We start from the raw sequence: 14,910 nt of genomic DNA on the forward strand, positions 1-14,910 counted from the left end.
GTCGGGCGCGGAGTGGGGGGATGCCTACCGTGTGGGCAGCGAACGGGAGGATGACATGGTCGACAAGCGCAGCGAGCCGCACGGACCCGAGCAGATGCCGGACCGCCAGCCGCGTCCCGATCCCACCGATCTGACGAATCAGACGAGCTTCCGGCAGGGCGCGGCGTCGCGGTGGCTCGTGCCCGCGGGCGTCCTGGCCGCGGTCGCGGTCGTTCTCTACGTGCTCGCCTTCCAGCTGCAGACGGCCCTGCCTGCGATCGGCGTCGTCTTCGCGGTCGTCGGCTGGGCGATGATGGTCGTCGCCGCGCGATCATCGATCGATGCCCCCGTGCGCAACCGGCGCCTCGCATGTGCGATGGGCATCCTCGCCGTCGGAGTGCTCGCGATCTTCGTCCTGATCTACATCGTCGAGACGCTCTAGCCACCCCGCCGAGAACGCACCTCCGCGGCGAGAGCGCACCGCGCAACGTGCGTTCTCGCGGGGACGGTGCGTGCTCGGCGCGGAGAGCGACGCCTAGACCTCGCCGTCGCTCGGCGCAAGCACCCTCGGCGTTCCGGGCGGTGCGCCTAGCGTGGTCGCATGGCGACGGCAGCATCCGATCCTCGACCGACCCGGTCGCACCCCGCGCATCATCGGGTCGTCGTGGTCGGCGGGGGCAACGGCGGCGTTTCGGCCGCGGCCCGACTGCAGCGACGCGGCATCGACGATATCGCGCTGATCGAGCCCAAGGACACGCACGAGTATCAGCCGCTGTTCTCGCACGTCGCGGGCGGGACCGCGCGCATCAGCGAGACGGTCCGGCCGCAGCGCAACGTCATCCCCGATGGGATCCGCTGGATCCGGGATGCCGTCGTCTCGGTCGATCCGCACCGATCGACGATCCGCCTCGCCTCGGGGGACGAGGTCGGCTACGACCACCTCGTCCTCAGCCCCGGGATGCAGAAGGACTGGGCGAGCGTCCCGGGCCTCGCCGAGTCGATCGGAACGGGCGATGTGACCACGCACTACGAGGGCGACCTCGCAGCCCGCACCTCGCTGCGCCTGCGTGATCTGCGGGAGGGCACCGTCGTGTTCACGCAGCCCGCGGGCCCCGCGTCATGTGCGGGTGCCTCGCAGAAGCCGATGTACCAGGCCTGCGACTACTGGCAGCGCACCGGCGTGCTCGACGACATCCGGGTCGTCCTGGTGGTGCCGGAGACGACCGTCTTCGGAATCGCCGCTTTCGACCACGAGATCCAGCGGGCGATCGACCGGTACGGCATCGAGCTGCGCACCGAGAGCGCGTTGATCGAGGTGGATGCCGCGGCATCCGAGGTCGTCATCGGCTCACCGGCCGGCATCGAGCGCATCCGCTTCGACCTCGTCAACGTCGTGCCGCCGCAGTCGGCCCCCGACTGGATCCGGGCGTCGGGTCTCGCGGCCGACGGAGATGCAGACGGATTCGTCGACGTCGATCCGGAGACCCTCCGCCACACCCGCTTCGGCAACGTGTGGGCGATCGGCGATGCCGCTGCGACGACGAACTCGAAGAGCGGGGGAGCCCTGCGCAAGCAGACCATGGTTCTCGCGAAGAACCTCGCGGCGGTCCTGGCGGGCGACGAGCCGCCCGCGCGCTACGACGGCTACGGGGTGTGCCCAATGACGGTGTCGCGATCGAGCGTGGTGTGGGCGGAGTTCGGCCCGGCCGGAGAGCTCATGCCGACGATCCCGTTCTTCCGGCGGATGTATCGCGAAAGTGCGCTGTCGTGGTTCTTCGACCGCCGCGTCCTGCCCTGGGTCTACTGGAACCTCATCCTCACCGGGAGGGTGTGACGCCCGCGGCATCCCGATCGGCGTCGTGACCGCGACGGGGACCCTCCTCGGCCGTCAGTCGCACGCGCGCCACGAGGATGCCCGCGATCAGCGCACCGAGCCCGCCGACGGCCATGTCGCCGATCGTGTCGTCGTAGGTCACGAGGATCGAGTCGACGAAGACCTTGCCGACCCACTCGACCATCTCCCAGAGCGCCCCGAATGCGAGACCGAAGGCCGTCGTCACGACGAGCCCCGTGCGTGCCCGGAACCCTGCGCCGCCGGGCAGCGGCACGATCGAGACGCGGGCCGCCGCGATGTACGCGAGCGCCGCGAGCACGCCCGTGCACACGAGGTGCACCGGGATGTCCCACCAGGGGACGCTCCGGTAGAGGTCGATGACGTTGCTCCACGCCGCGACCAGCACCGTGATGCCGCACACGATGTCGAACGCGGGACGTACCCCGACGAAACGGGGCGCGACGAGCCCGGGGAGGGCGAAGGCCAGGATGCCGGCATCCGTCGGTTCGAACCACAGCGCGGCGACCAGGATGCTCAGCACGCCGCACAGCCGCACCGCGTCCGCGACCACCGCGGTGGTCGTACGCGGCGGCCGGAGGAAGTTCTCGATCATGATGGGCCTGCTCACGGTGCTCCTCCAGTCAGACGGAGCAGCACGTGGATGCCCAGGTGGTCCGACGGCGCCGCGCCGTCGATCGTTCGAGTGTCGACGGCGGCACGGCTGACGCGGACCGATCGATCGACCGCGATCCAGTCGATCGGACCTTTCCGGACGCGCGGCGGGTGGTATCCGCCGTACGTGTCCCAGAGCGGGGTCGTGCGGACGTCCGCCGCATGCCAGGCATCGACGAGACGGCTGCTGAACAGCGCGGACAGCGGAGCGGCGCCCGGTCCCGCGTTCATGTCACCCATCACGACCACGGGGCCCGCCGTCTCGTTGGCCAGGTCGTGCAGCTGCCAGGCCGAGCGCAGGCGCGATCGCGCCGAGAACACGTCGAGATGCGTGTTGAGCACGGTCAGATCAGCGCCGGTGACCCGGTCGCGGAACGCTGCGCGGACCACCACCCGCGGCACGGGGTTGCCCCACGACGTCGAGCCCGCGACCTCCGGTGTCTCGGAGAGCGCGAGCTGCTCGTGGCCCATCAGCTCCAGCCGTTCGGAGTCGAAGAAGATCGGGCATCCCTCGCCATGGCCGTCGGCGTTGCGGCCGTGACCCACGAAGCGGTACGACGTGCCGAGCGAGGCGCGGACGAGGTCGGCTTGATCGGGCATCGCCTCCTGCGTGCCGAGGAGCGCGGGAGGGTCGGCGTGCAGCACGGTGGCGAGTCGCCGCCCGCGGACCGTCCAGCGGTCGTTCGGGGGCCAGGTCGGACCGTCGATGCGTCGTCGGATGTTCCAGGTGGCGACGTGCAGGTCGTGCGGGTGCGTCTCGTCGGGATCGAACAGGCGCGCAACCGCGCTCGCGCCCGTCGTCCGCGTCATCGTCGCGCCTCCGCCGCTCGGCTGATCGCGCCCTGGCGTCCCGCACGTCGCAGGCGGCGGGCGACGCGGCGATGCGGCAGCTCATCGGGCCAGTGCGAGACGACCGTGTGGAAGCCTCGCGCGATGCGGGTGCGGAACGCCCTCCGGTCGTCGAACGGGCGCATGGAGATCCCCATGTCGGTCCGCCTCGAATACGCGATGCGATGGCGCCCGCCGAGGTGGAACGCGAGATCGAAGTCGTCGTGAACCTCCGCGTCGCCGCGGTGCACCTCTCGGCTGACGCTCCGCCACGCGGCACGTCGGAAGGCGAGGTTCGAGCCGAAGAGCGGCAGATGACCCAGTGCGGCGAACCCCAGCAGTGCGTAGAGACCGAGGTAGGTCGCGGCGAGCGGGCGGCGCAGCGCGCGCGGCCCGTCGATGAAGCGGGCGCCGCCGGTGAGGACGGCGACGTGCGGGCGGCGGGCGAAGTCGCGGCAGAGGCCGGCGATCCAGGTCGGGGAGGGGAGCGAGTCGGCATCCAGTCGCAGCACGAGGTCGCCGGTCGCATGGTCGTAGCCCGTCGCTGCGGCTGCCGGGATGCCGGCGGCCAAGCACTCGACGACGCGGGCGCCGGCGGCTCGAGCGACCTCCGCGGAGTCGTCGCGCGAGCCGTTGTCGACGACGACGATCTCGTCGGGCCGCCGGGACTGCTCCGCCAGGGCGCGCAGACACCGCTGCAGCATCGCGGCGTCATCCTTCACCGGGATCACGACCGACACGGTCGGACGGGAGGTCGGGGGCCGGGATGCGAGTGTCATCGGACCTCACGTTACGGTCGGCCGCGCTCGGGCGGCAGCGGCTTGACAGTGCTCCGGCGCGCCGTCAATGACATGCTGGAGGTATGCCTCAGCAGAGCGATCTCCTCGCCGTCCTCGTCGATGCCGACAACGTCTCGCCATCGCGCATCGGCGGCGTGCTCGCCGAGATCGCGACCTACGGCACGGCGTCGGTCAAGCGCGTCTACGGCGACTGGACGAAGTCGCAGCTGCGCGGGTGGAAGGATGCCGCCAGCGAGCACGTCATCCAGCCGATGCAGCAGTTCGACAACACGACGGGCAAGAACGCGACCGACAGCGCTCTGATCATCGACGCGATGGACCTGCTGTACACGCGTCGGTTCCAGGGGTTCTGCATCGTCTCGAGCGACAGCGACTTCACGCGCCTCGCATCCCGTATCCGCGAGGAGGGCGTCACCGTCTACGGCTTCGGCGAGCGGAAGACGCCCGAGGCATTCCGCAACGCGTGCGACCAGTTCACCTACCTCGAGGTGCTCGGCGTCGTCGACGAGCCGGATGCCGCGCGCTCGACCACGTCTGAGCGCTGGACGTCCGCCGCGCTCCGCAGTGATGCGCGCCTCGTCGCTCTGCTCCGCAGCGCCGCCGAGACCGCCTCCGCCGACGACGGCTGGTCCGACCTCGGCACGGTGGGCCAGCTCATGCGCAAGCAGCAGCCCGACTTCGACCCGCGCAACTGGGGCTATGCGAAGCTGTCCGACCTCGTGCGCGCGGTGGGACTGTTCACGATCGAGTCGAAGCCGGGCGGGATGTCGCTGCGCCCGAAGTCCTCGACGGGAGCGAAGGGCGCAGACGACGCCGCCGCGGATGCATCGGCGAAGGGGCGTGCCGATACGGACGCGGCCCCGGCGGGCGGCCGTTCCCGCCGCAAGCCCTCGCGCGCGAAGAGCAACGGCTCGGAGACCGAGTCGCCCCTGCCGGCGGGATCGACCGCGCCGGAGACGCCGACCGCGCCGGTGGACGGTGCTGACTCGCGCGTCGAGAACCCGCGGGCGAGTGCTCCCGCGGAGGGCGCGAGCGGGGCGGCATCCCGCGGCCGCCGTCCGATGATCGAGCAGCTGACGCTCGGCGCGGCCCTGGATGCCGCGCTCGACGCGGTCTCATCCGCAGCGCGGGGCAACGCGGCCGCGACGGTGTCATCGGAGGATGCCGATGCCGTGAGCAGCGGCGGGGAAGCTGTCGAGCCTGCGCCGGCGGCCGGCGCGACGGAGCGCACGACGCCCGATGAGGCGACCGGCCCGGTGGACGCCGCCGCCGAGGACGAGGCGACGTCAGGCAGCGGAACGACGAAGCGGACCACCGCGAGGAAGACTTCCGCGAAGGCTGGTGCGAAGACCTCCGCGAAGGCCGGTGCGGCGAAGACCCGGACCCCTCGGACGACGACCTCCCGCACCGCTGCGAAGCCTGCGGACGACGACGCCGCTCCGACGGACCCGAGCGCCGTCGCGGCGTCCGTCTCGGATCCGGCGAACGGCGCCGCTCCGACGCCGGTCGAGTCGGCGACCGAGACCGAGACGGGGGCTGAGGCTGCGACCGAGGTCGAGGCCGAGACGCCCGCGCGACCGAAGCGCGCATCGCGCAGCCGGGCGACCGCGCCGAAGGCTCCGTCCGAAGACGGCGATTCCGAGGCTCCCGCCCGGCCGAAGCGCGCGTCGCGCAGCCGGAAGGCCACGACCGGGTCCGCTACGGAGCCCGCCACCGAGCCCGCCGCGGAGCAGGCCGCGCAGCCGGCCGGTCGCGACGCTCCCGAGCCCGCCGTCGAGGCACCCGCCGATGCCGCATCGGCTCCGGCGGCGGCATCCGCCCCCGCGAAGCGGGCGCCCCGCCGGGCATCCCGACCGGGGTCCGCGGCGAGCTGATCGCGGCGCGGAGCCTCGTCAGCCGCGTCCGCGGCGCAGCGCCGAGGCGAGCGCGCGACGTCGGCGGCGACCGGCGGCGATGACGGGCACGGGCTGTGTGACCACGGCGTCGACGACCATCGATCCGCTCGCCGGTCCGACGACGGGCACCGGAGTCGTCGCCGTGCTGATGTGATCGGCGCGTGCGACGGGCATGCCCGCGAGCTCGCGCCGGGCTCGGAGATACGCGGGGATCAGGATCGCGGTCGCGCCGAGCCACGCCAGGGGGTTGCTCCAGGCGACTCCGGCGAACCCGATGAGCGCACCGAGCACGACGGCCGCGCCCGCGCGCATGAACAGCTCCACGATGCCGGTGATGGTCGGCACGAGGGTGTGGCCGAGGCCCTGCAGGGCCCCGCGCAGAACGAACAGGACGCCCAGCGCGGTGTACGTCGCGCCGTTGATGATCAGCATCAGCGCGGCGAGCGACACGACGTCGTCCGAGCCGTCGCCGACGAACAGCCGCACGAGCGGGGCTCCGAACGCGATGAGCACCACGCCGAGTCCGACGGCGCCGACCACGGCCATCCAGGTCGCCTGCGCGACGCCCTGACGGATGCGGTCGGGGCGCCCGCCGCCGTAGTTCTGCGCGACGAACATCGACACGGCGAGCCCGAGCGACTGCAGCAGTGCGACCGCGATGCCGTCGACGCGCGAGGCGGTCGTGTACGCGGCGACGGCGTCGGCGCCGAGCTCGTTGAGACGGACCTGCACCGCGAGCGTGCCGATGGCGATGATCGAGGCCTGGAATCCCATGGGCAGGCCGAGCCGCAGGTGCAGTGCGAGATCGACGCGGGTGATCCGCCAGTCGGCGCGCCGCATCCGCAGAACCGGGATGCGGCGCCGGATGTAGTCGAGGCACAGCGCCACCGACAGCGCCTGCGACACGACGGTGGCGAGTGCGGCTCCGCCGACGCCCCACGCGAGCGGCCCGACCGTGAGCACCACGAGCACGACGTTGAAGACGCAGGCGATCGTGAGGAAGATCAGCGGCGTGCGGGAGTCGCCGATGGCGCGGATGATCGCGGCGAGGTAGTTGAAGAACATCGTCGCCCCCGCACCGAGGAAGCTGACGACCGCGAACGTCGTGGCGTCGTCGAGCAGCTCCGGGGGCGTCTGCAGCAGCTGCAGCAGAGGCCGCGAGAGGAACGGTGCGACGACCGTGAGCACGATGCTCGTGACGGCGGTCAGCGTGGCCCCGGCCGCGACCGAGCGACGCACGGCGCCGTGGTCGCCGGCGCCGAAGGCCTGCGCGGTGGGAATCGCGAAACCGGAGGTGAGTCCCCACGCGAAGCCGATGAGGAGGAACAGCATCGAACCCGTCGCGCCGACGGCGGCGAGCGAGTCGACCCCGAGCCAGCGGCCCACCACGACGGCGTCGACGATGTGGTACATCTGCTGCACCACGTTGCCGATCAGGAGAGGCACCGAGAACGCGAGGATGACGCGCCAGGGGCTGCCGGTGGTGAGGGTGCGGGACATCGCGGAGGCCTTCGAAGAGATGCGGGCACGACAACGGCGGCGCCGGAGCGCCGCCGTCGGTCAGTGTATCGAATCGATTCGAGATGCGCCACGCGATATCCCGCACGCGCGCGCTCGCGGCGTCAGCGAGCGGATCCCTTGCGCGGCTTCAGGAACGCGCCGTCGTCCTGCTTCTCGCGCTTGGCCGCGCGTTTTTCTTTCAACGACAATTGCGGCGCCTTTTTGTCGCCTCGTGTACGTGGTGTTTTCGTCGACATGAGAACTCGCTTCCCCTCGTGGCTGGCGTGTGACTCCCGACCATAGCCCGAAAGAAAGGGAAGTCAAATCGGTTTTGCGCTACGAATCCCGCGACTTGCTTTTCTGTACGGTCTGGCTATGGTGGGTGGTCACCGCCCCGTCGTCTCGCCCTCGCGGGCTCGAGACCGGGGCTTTTGGTGCACCCCGAAAAGCAGAACGGAAGAAAAATGGAAAAGACTGTCGAAGCGACCTCGAGCGACGCACGAATGCGTCTCGAGGCTCTGCTCGCCGAGCGCCGTGAGCTGCTGCAGGATATCGAGCCGCGCGCCGTCCCCCCCGTCGATCCGGTGGCTTATCAGACCGCCGCATCGCACCGCGCGACGATCACCCTGATCAGTGAGGCGCTGGACCGCGTCCGCACAGGCTCGTACGGCCAGTGCATCGGATGCGGCCGCGCGATCGCGCCCGCACGTCTGGAAGCTGTTCCCTACGCTCCCGCGTGCATCGAGTGCCAGAGCCGGGCCGAGACCGCCTGACGCCCGAGGTCGGTCACGCGCCCGGCAGCGCCACGCGCACGAGCAGGCCGCCGCCGTCGCGTGGAGTGATCCGCAGATCGCCGCGGTGACTGCGGACGATGGTCGACACGATGGTCAGCCCGAGGCCGACGCCTCGGTCGGAGGCCGCCCGCGTGCGGTCTCCCGCCCGGACGAACGGCTCCGTGAGCGTCGCGACGCGAGCCGGATCGAGGTCGGGTCCGGTGTTCGCCACCTCGAGCAGCGCCGATCCATCCGGTGCGGTCCGTGTGCGCACCGCGACCTCGCCGCCCTCGGCGACGTTGTGGACCATCGCGTTGATGACGAGATTCGACACCAGCTGCCCGAGGAGGGCGGCGTTGCCGTGGGTGACGGCGGGTCCCGGCTCCACCCGGATGCTCGGCGGCGCTCGATGCGGCGCTGCGACCTCGTCGTCGCGCGCGTCGGCGACGACGCGTGCCGCGACGGCCGCGAGGTCGACGGGCTCGAACGTCAGGCCCGCCCGGCCGGCGCGCGCGAGCTCGAGCAACGCCTCGGTCGTGACGATCGCCCGTTCGTTGGTCTCGGCGATCCTGCTCAGGACGATGTCGAGGTCGCGGCCCTCCGGGTCAGCGCGCGCGACCTCGACGATCGTCCGGATGACGGCATGCGGGGTGCGCAGCTCGTGCGACGCGTTCGCCGCGAAACGCGACTCCTCTGCGACGGCGCGCTCGATCCGGTCGAGCATGTCATCGAAGGCGTCGGCGAGATCGGTGAGCTCGTTCCGGCGTCCGCGCAGCCCGATCCGGCGGTGGAGCGTTCCCGCATCGGCTCGGCCGACGACCTCGGTGATCCGCCCGAGCGGGGCGAGCATCCAGCCCGAGAGGAACCATCCGCCGACGAGGCCGACCACGACGAGGGCCGCCAGGGCCCACCCCGCATACTTCACGAAGACGTCGGTGAGGTCTCCGCGACCGGGTGCCCACCCGCCCGTGGACTGACGGAGCAGGTCGCCGCTCGGCACGAACCGCAGGGCGAGCAGCCCGACGGCGAACAGCACCACCCCGGCGACGACGAGGAAGCCGGCGTAACTGAGGGTGAGCGAGACCCGGAGTGAGGGTCCGCGGCGGCGGACGATCACGGCGTGGGCTCCGACATCCGGTATCCGACACCCGGCACGGTCTCGATGACCCAGGGCTCGCCGAGTCGTTTGCGCAGTGTGGAGATCGTGATGCGGACCGCGTTCGTGAACGGGTCGGCATTCTCGTCCCAGGCGCGCTCGAGCAGCGTCTCGGCGCTGATGACGCCGCCCTCGGCGCTGAGGAGCACCTCCAGCACGGCGAACTGCTTGCGTGTCAGCGCGACGTATCTTCCGTCGCGATACACCTCGCGCCGGAAGGGATCGAGTCGCACGTCGCCGAACTCGCGGACCGGGGGAGCGGCACTCGTCGAGCGCCTCGCGAGGGCACGCAGCCGCAGCACGAGCTCGCGCATCGCGAACGGCTTCGTCAGGTAGTCGTCGGCGCCGGACTCGAAGCCCGATGCCTTGTCGTCCAGCCGATCGGCCGCCGTCAGCATGAGGATGCGGGGAGCATCGGGGCGCTGCGAGAGGAGGCGGGCGATCTCGTCGCCGTTCGGGCCGGGGATGTCGCGATCGAGGACGACGACGTCGTACCCGGTGATCGCCAGCTGCTCGAGGGCGGTGTCGCCGTCGCCGGCGAGGTCGGCGGAGATCGCCTCGAGGCGCAGACCGTCGCGGATCGCCTCCGCCAGGAACAGCTCGTCCTCGACGATCAGCACACGCATGGCCTCAGGATAGGCGGGCGCGGATATCGCCGGCGTATGCGAAATCAGCGACGTCGGGGCAACATCCGCGCGTGTCCACTGGTGTCATGAGCACTTCTTCCGTCCCGGTTCCGACCCGCCCGCTCGAGCTGCCGACGATCGAGCCCGGCCGGCGGGTGACTTTCGTGCCGCCGCGTCCGAGCGCGCGAGCATCGCGGCGTGTTCGCCGTCGCCGGCTCGCGCTGGCCGCCGTCGCGGTCGCGGGGGTGATCGGCCTCGGCGCGACCGTCGTCGGTGCGCTCGCCGGTGCGGCGGGTCTGCAGCAGCCGCCGATGCCGCCGGCCTTCCCGGGCGCGGTCTTCACGCCGTCGGCCGACGACGGGTTCATCGACGACGGCGTGCAGGTGAGCCTGTGGGACGACGACCTGCCGGCCATCTCGCGACTCGACCCCGAGCTGCTCGCAGCGATGCGCGCGGCCGAGGCGCGTGCCGCGAACGACGGCATCCACCTCGGCGTGACGAGCGGATGGCGCAGCGCGGCGTATCAGCAGTGGCTCCTCGACACCCGCATCGCTTCGGTGGGGGAGGAGACCGCGCGCGCCTACGTGGCCACACCCGAGCAGTCGCGCCACGTCAGCGGTGATGCCATCGACATCGGGCCCGTGGACGCGCAGTACTGGCTGATCTCCTACGGCTCGGAGTTCGGCATCTGTCAGACCTACAGCAACGAGCCCTGGCACTTCGAGCTGGCGACCACGCCCGGCGCGGACTGCCCGCCGATGCGCACCGATGCCAACGGCTGAGCCGGAGACTCGGCGACGGGTGCGCCTACGATCGAGGCAGGCCCTCAACGATCCAGGAGTCACCGTGTCTGCCGTCACCGCCGCCGCCCGCTCCCACGCCGACGACCTCGCCGACTTCGTCGCCGCATCGCCGTCGAGCTTCCACGCCGCCGCGGAGGTGGCTCGTCGCCTCGTCGCGGCCGGTTTCACCGCGCTGTCGGAGGACGAGCGCTGGCCGGAGCAGCCCGGCGGGCGCTACCTCGTTGTGCGCGACGGCGCCGTGCTCGCCTGGATCGTGCCGGCGACGGCGACCGCGGTGACACCGGTGCGCGTCTTCGGAGCGCACAGCGACTCGCCCGCCTTCAAGCTCAAGCCCCGACCCACCACCGGGCGGCTCGGCTGGCTCCAGGCCGGGGTCGAGGTCTACGGCGGTCCGCTGCTCACCTCGTGGCTCGACCGCGAACTGCGCCTGGCGGGACGGCTCGTGCTCGACGACGGCACCTCGGTGCTCACCGCGACGGGACCGCTTCTGCGCCTGCCCCAGCTCGCCATCCACCTCGACCGTGAGGCGAACGAGCATCTCGCCCTCGACAAGCAGACGCAGACGCAGCCCGTGTGGGGGCTCGGGTCGGCGGAGTCGGCCGACCTGCTCGGCGAGCTCGCCCGCGAGGCGGGGGTGGATGCCGCCCGCATCCGCGGCTACGACATCGTGACGGCCGATACGGCGCGCGGCGCGGTCTTCGGCGCGGGCGACGTCTTCTTCGCCTCGGGGCGGCTCGACGACCTCGCCTCGGTCCACGCCGGGCTCGTCGCGCTCGAACGAGCCGCGGAGGGGTTCGACGCCGGGCACATCGCGATGCTCGCCGTCTTCGACCACGAGGAGGTCGGGTCGGCGACCCGCTCGGGCGCGGCGGGCCCCTTCCTCGCCGACGTCGTCGAGCGCATCCAGCTCGGTCTCGGGGCCGATCGCGAGGAGGGGATGCGCGCATTGGCGGCATCCTGGTGCGTCTCGAGCGATGTCGGACACTCGGTGCACCCGAACTACGTCCACAAGCACGACCCCGTCGTCACGCCGGTGCTCGGATCCGGACCGATCCTGAAGATCAACGCGAATCAGCGTTACGCGACGGACGGCGTCGGGGCGGCGGCGTGGAACGCATGGTGCGAGGCGGCAGGCGTGCGGAGTCAGGAGTTCGTGTCGAACAACAGCGTTCCCTGCGGCTCGACCATCGGCCCCATCACCGCCACGCGCCTCGGCATCCGCACCGTCGACGTCGGCATCCCGATCCTCTCGATGCACTCGGCGCGCGAGCTCGCCGGGGTGGCCGACCTGCACGACCTCGCGCTCGTGGCCGAGGAGCTGTTCCGCCGGTAGAATCGAGCCGTCCGCGGCGCCGGCCCGGATGAAGCGATGCAACTACCTGCTGACGGAGCAAGGCGGCACGTGAGAACGAGCTGACTGCTCGGAGGCATGCATGACGTCGAATGATCGTTCGCTGATCCACCACACGGGCTGGGTGTTCTTCCCGATCGCGTTCATCGCCCGGCTCCCCTTCGCGATGATGGTCGTGGGCGTCCTCACCCTCGTCGTCTCGGTGACGGGATCCGTGGGGCTCGGCGGTCTCACGTCGGCCGCCGTCGGCGTCGGCGTCGTGATCGCCGGCCCGGTCATCGGAGACGCCGTCGACCGCTTCGGGCAGCGCCGCGTGCTGGTTCCCCTCGGCATCCTCAACGGCATCCTGCTGGGGATGTTCCCCGTCGTCGTCACGGCCGGAGCACCCGACCCGCTCGTGCTCGCCTCGGCCGCAGCCATCGGCCTGACCGCGCCGCAGGCCGCCGCGATGTCACGCAGCCGGCTGATGGGCATCATCCGCGCCCGCCTGAGCGCCGAGCATCGCCCGCGCACGCTCTCGCGCGTCATGTCGTACGAGTCCGCCGCTGACGAGACGGCATTCGTCATCGGCCCGTTCCTGGTCGGCATCTTCGCCGCCGTCATCGCGCCCTGGGCTCCCATCGCGATCGCCGGGGCACTGAGCCTCGTCTTCGTGACGGCGTTCGCGCTGCACCCGAGCGGTCTCATCGCGGCTGCGGCTCTGGCGCCCGGGGAGCGCGAGGAGCGTGCGCCGATCGCGGAGGTGCTGCGTCCGCGCATCCTCGTCCTGGTGGCGGGCACATTCGGAGTGGGGCTTTTCTTCGGTGCGACGCTGACCTCGCTCACGGCGTTCGCGCAGAGCGCGGGCGACGGCGTCGAAGCGGGCCTCCTCTACGGGCTCATGGGGATCGGCTCGGCCGCTCTCGCGCTCGCCGTCGTCCTGCTGCCCTCCCGCTTCGCGCTCCGACACCGCTGGCTCGCGTTCGCGGTGGTGCTCGCGCTCTCGGCGGGCGGGTACGCCGCGTCGGATTCGCTCGGCGCGGTCGTCGTCATGCTGCTGCTCATGGGGCTCGGGGTCGGCCCGACGCTCGTGACGCTGTTCAGCATCGCCGGTCACCGCAGCCCGGTGGGCCGGTCGGCGACCACGATGACGCTGCTCGGGTCGGCGCTGACGCTCGCTCAAGCTCTCGCGTCCGCGGTCACCGGTGCGATCGCCGAGTCGGGGGAAGTCCGTCTTGCGATGCTCCTGCCGACGTTCGCCGCGGTCCTCGTCCTGGTGCTCGGCGGCGTCAACCTCGCGATCGAGCGCCGCGAGCGCACGGCGGAACGAGACCGGACGCCGCGCGACTCTCGCCCCATTCCCTCGCTCGTCGTCAACCGCTGACCAGCGCGCCGGCAGTCGCACCGAAGCCGGCGCCGAGCACCACGACCACCCAGGCGGGGCAGCGCCAGAGCGTCAACAGCCCGAAGCAGCCGAGCGCCAGCGCGAACTGGTCGATGCGCGTGACCGACGTCGTGAAGACGGGGTCGTAGAGGGCGGCGCCGAGGATGCCGACGACGGCTGCGCTCGCCCCGCGCACGAGGCCTCGTGCCCGCGCGCGGCGCCGCAGGGCGGCCCAGACCGGCAGGGTCGCGAGAAGCAGGAGGAAGCCGGGGAGGAAGATCGCGACGATCGCGATCGCGGCTCCCGCTGCGCCGCCCGGGCCGACGCTCGAGAGCGCCCCGAGGTAGGCGGCGAAAGCGAAGAGCGGCCCGGGGAGGGCCTGTGCCGCGCCGTATCCGGCGACGAACGCCTGTGCATCGACCCATCCGGGGGCGACGATCGCGCTCTCGAGGAGCGGGAGAACGACATGGCCGCCGCCGAAGACGAGGGTGCCCGAGCGGAAGAACGCGTCGAACAGCGCGACCGATCCGTTTCCCGTGACCCGTGCCGCGATCGGGCTCGCGACGAGCAGCCCGATCAGGATCACGAGCGCGATGACCCCGACGCGGATGCCCGCGCTCGGGAGGGCCTCGTCCGCGCCGGCGGGGCCCTCGGGCTCGGCGGCGGTCTCGCCGAGCCACAGGACACCGGCGAGAGCCCCGAGCGCGATCGCGCCGAGCGGGGCGACCGGCCCGCCCACGAGGGCGACCCCGACGGCTGAGGCGATCGCGATCGTTCCGCGTGGTCGGTCGGGTGCGAGGCTTCGGGCCATGCCCCAGACGGCGTGTGCGACGACCGCGACCGCGACGACCTTGAGACCATCGACGGCACCGGTGGCGATCGGTCCCGTCACCGTCCCGATCCTTGTCGCCGCCCAGACCATCAGGGCGGCCGAGGGCAGGGTGAATGCGGAGAAGGCCGCCACGGCACCCGCGAGCCCGGCGCGGCGCAGGCCGATCGCGAACCCCACCTGGCTCGAGGCGGGGCCGGGCAGAAACTGGCACAGGGCCACGAGCTCGCCGTAGGTCCGGTCGCCGATCCATCGCCGTCGTTCGACGAACTCGTCGCGGAAGTAGCCGAGGTGCGCGATCGGGCCCCCGAAGGACGTCAGCCCGAGGCGCAGGAACACCGCGAACACCGCGGCGAGGTTCGACACGAGTCCACCGCACCATCGTGCCGTGAACACGAGGTGAACGACGCGCGCGACTAGCACACCGAGATGACGCGGCGCGTCACCGGGCGGACACCTCGCAGGGAGGGGCCGTTTACTCCGTGCTCGCGCGCGGCCCCT

The 14,910-nt window shown here is 71.7% G+C and carries 15 protein-coding genes; 7 read left to right on the top strand and 8 right to left on the bottom strand.

Annotated features, from left to right (window positions below; all coding sequences use genetic code 11):
• Window positions 1-55 precede the first annotated feature (55 nt).
• On the top strand, window positions 56-421 hold the full coding sequence (locus tag AA0Y20_RS07560) for a hypothetical protein (protein WP_412938476.1): 366 nt from the start codon (window positions 56-58) through the stop codon (window positions 419-421).
• Window positions 422-580: 159 nt separating this feature from the next.
• Window positions 581-1,813, top strand: a complete 1,233-nt coding sequence (locus AA0Y20_RS07565) for an NAD(P)/FAD-dependent oxidoreductase (RefSeq protein ID WP_412938478.1) — start codon at window positions 581-583, stop codon at window positions 1,811-1,813.
• Here the strand turns inward: AA0Y20_RS07565 and AA0Y20_RS07570 are convergent.
• Genes AA0Y20_RS07570 through AA0Y20_RS07580 form a run of 3 tightly spaced genes read right to left on the bottom strand, consistent with a single transcriptional unit; the run spans window position 1,797 to window position 4,092 of the window.
• Window positions 1,797-2,441 carry a hypothetical protein gene (locus AA0Y20_RS07570; protein ID WP_412938480.1) on the bottom strand — a complete coding sequence of 215 codons (645 nt, stop codon included), beginning with the start codon at window positions 2,439-2,441 and terminating at the stop codon, window positions 1,797-1,799. The genes AA0Y20_RS07565 and AA0Y20_RS07570 overlap by 17 nt on opposite strands.
• Window positions 2,438-3,295 (bottom strand): endonuclease/exonuclease/phosphatase family protein, encoded by an 858-nt coding sequence (locus AA0Y20_RS07575; RefSeq protein WP_412938482.1) that lies wholly within the window; start codon window positions 3,293-3,295, stop codon window positions 2,438-2,440. Before AA0Y20_RS07575 ends, AA0Y20_RS07570 begins: the two co-directional genes overlap by 4 nt.
• Window positions 3,292-4,092: a glycosyltransferase family A protein gene (locus AA0Y20_RS07580; protein WP_412938484.1), complete on the bottom strand. Its 801-nt coding sequence runs from the start codon at window positions 4,090-4,092 to the stop codon at window positions 3,292-3,294. Before AA0Y20_RS07580 ends, AA0Y20_RS07575 begins: the two co-directional genes overlap by 4 nt.
• A gap of 83 nt (window positions 4,093-4,175) precedes the next feature.
• Here AA0Y20_RS07580 and AA0Y20_RS07585 point away from each other — a divergent pair, with 83 nt between their 5' ends.
• Complete coding sequence (locus AA0Y20_RS07585) at window positions 4,176-5,987, top strand: NYN domain-containing protein (RefSeq protein ID WP_412938486.1); 1,812 nt, start codon at window positions 4,176-4,178, stop codon at window positions 5,985-5,987.
• Between the two features lie 18 nt (window positions 5,988-6,005).
• Here the strand turns inward: AA0Y20_RS07585 and AA0Y20_RS07590 are convergent, their stop codons facing one another.
• Entirely contained in the window at window positions 6,006-7,508 is a 1,503-nt protein-coding gene (locus AA0Y20_RS07590; protein WP_412938488.1) for an MATE family efflux transporter, read from the bottom strand.
• 122 nt (window positions 7,509-7,630) lie between these two features.
• Complete coding sequence (locus AA0Y20_RS07595) at window positions 7,631-7,765, bottom strand: hypothetical protein (protein WP_412938491.1); 135 nt, start codon at window positions 7,763-7,765, stop codon at window positions 7,631-7,633.
• Between the two features lie 177 nt (window positions 7,766-7,942).
• Between AA0Y20_RS07595 and AA0Y20_RS07600 the strand changes: the two genes are divergently transcribed.
• A complete protein-coding gene (locus tag AA0Y20_RS07600; RefSeq protein WP_412938494.1) occupies window positions 7,943-8,281 on the top strand; it encodes a TraR/DksA family transcriptional regulator in 339 nt (112 codons plus the stop codon).
• 13 nt (window positions 8,282-8,294) lie between these two features.
• Here AA0Y20_RS07600 and AA0Y20_RS07605 read toward each other — a convergent pair whose 3' ends face one another.
• Window positions 8,295-9,398, bottom strand: coding sequence for a sensor histidine kinase (locus AA0Y20_RS07605; protein WP_412938495.1), 1,104 nt, complete (start codon window positions 9,396-9,398; stop codon window positions 8,295-8,297).
• Window positions 9,395-10,063: a response regulator transcription factor gene (locus AA0Y20_RS07610; RefSeq protein WP_412938496.1), complete on the bottom strand. Its 669-nt coding sequence runs from the start codon at window positions 10,061-10,063 to the stop codon at window positions 9,395-9,397. Before AA0Y20_RS07610 ends, AA0Y20_RS07605 begins: the two co-directional genes overlap by 4 nt.
• A gap of 86 nt (window positions 10,064-10,149) precedes the next feature.
• On the opposite strand from AA0Y20_RS07610, the gene AA0Y20_RS07615 reads away from it, so the two are divergent.
• From AA0Y20_RS07615 to AA0Y20_RS07625, 3 genes are all read left to right on the top strand, one after another.
• Complete coding sequence (locus AA0Y20_RS07615; RefSeq protein ID WP_412938499.1) at window positions 10,150-10,845, top strand: M15 family metallopeptidase; 696 nt, start codon at window positions 10,150-10,152, stop codon at window positions 10,843-10,845.
• A gap of 64 nt (window positions 10,846-10,909) precedes the next feature.
• Window positions 10,910-12,199, top strand: a complete 1,290-nt coding sequence (locus AA0Y20_RS07620; RefSeq protein ID WP_412938501.1) for a M18 family aminopeptidase — start codon at window positions 10,910-10,912, stop codon at window positions 12,197-12,199.
• Window positions 12,200-12,299: 100 nt separating this feature from the next.
• A complete protein-coding gene (locus AA0Y20_RS07625; RefSeq protein ID WP_412938503.1) occupies window positions 12,300-13,580 on the top strand; it encodes an MFS transporter in 1,281 nt (426 codons plus the stop codon).
• Here AA0Y20_RS07625 and chrA read toward each other — a convergent pair.
• On the bottom strand, window positions 13,570-14,775 hold the full coding sequence (gene chrA, locus AA0Y20_RS07630) for a chromate efflux transporter (protein ID WP_412938505.1): 1,206 nt from the start codon (window positions 14,773-14,775) through the stop codon (window positions 13,570-13,572). The two genes, AA0Y20_RS07625 and chrA, sit on opposite strands and share 11 nt — an antisense overlap.
• Between the last annotated feature and the right edge of the window lie 135 nt (window positions 14,776-14,910).

This window comes from Microbacterium pratiae, assembly GCF_047302165.1.
GTDB lineage: Bacteria > Actinomycetota > Actinomycetes > Actinomycetales > Microbacteriaceae > Microbacterium.

What these genes read in the sequence shown, in the direction of transcription:
- AA0Y20_RS07565 (WP_412938478.1), top strand. Translation starts at nt 581, where the DNA reads ATGGCGACGGCAGCATCCGATCCTCGACCGACCCGGTCGCACCCCGCG.
- AA0Y20_RS07585 (WP_412938486.1), top strand. Translation starts at nt 4,176, where the DNA reads ATGCCTCAGCAGAGCGATCTCCTCGCCGTCCTCGTCGATGCCGACAAC.
- AA0Y20_RS07625 (WP_412938503.1), top strand. Translation starts at nt 12,300, where the DNA reads ATGACGTCGAATGATCGTTCGCTGATCCACCACACGGGCTGGGTGTTC.
- AA0Y20_RS07575 (WP_412938482.1), bottom strand. Translation starts at nt 3,295, where the DNA reads ATGACGCGGACGACGGGCGCGAGCGCGGTTGCGCGCCTGTTCGATCCC.
- AA0Y20_RS07615 (WP_412938499.1), top strand. Translation starts at nt 10,150, where the DNA reads ATGAGCACTTCTTCCGTCCCGGTTCCGACCCGCCCGCTCGAGCTGCCG.
- AA0Y20_RS07610 (WP_412938496.1), bottom strand. Translation starts at nt 10,063, where the DNA reads ATGCGTGTGCTGATCGTCGAGGACGAGCTGTTCCTGGCGGAGGCGATC.
- AA0Y20_RS07595 (WP_412938491.1), bottom strand. Translation starts at nt 7,765, where the DNA reads ATGTCGACGAAAACACCACGTACACGAGGCGACAAAAAGGCGCCGCAA.
- AA0Y20_RS07580 (WP_412938484.1), bottom strand. Translation starts at nt 4,092, where the DNA reads ATGACACTCGCATCCCGGCCCCCGACCTCCCGTCCGACCGTGTCGGTC.
- AA0Y20_RS07590 (WP_412938488.1), bottom strand. Translation starts at nt 7,508, where the DNA reads ATGTCCCGCACCCTCACCACCGGCAGCCCCTGGCGCGTCATCCTCGCG.
- AA0Y20_RS07560 (WP_412938476.1), top strand. Translation starts at nt 56, where the DNA reads ATGGTCGACAAGCGCAGCGAGCCGCACGGACCCGAGCAGATGCCGGAC.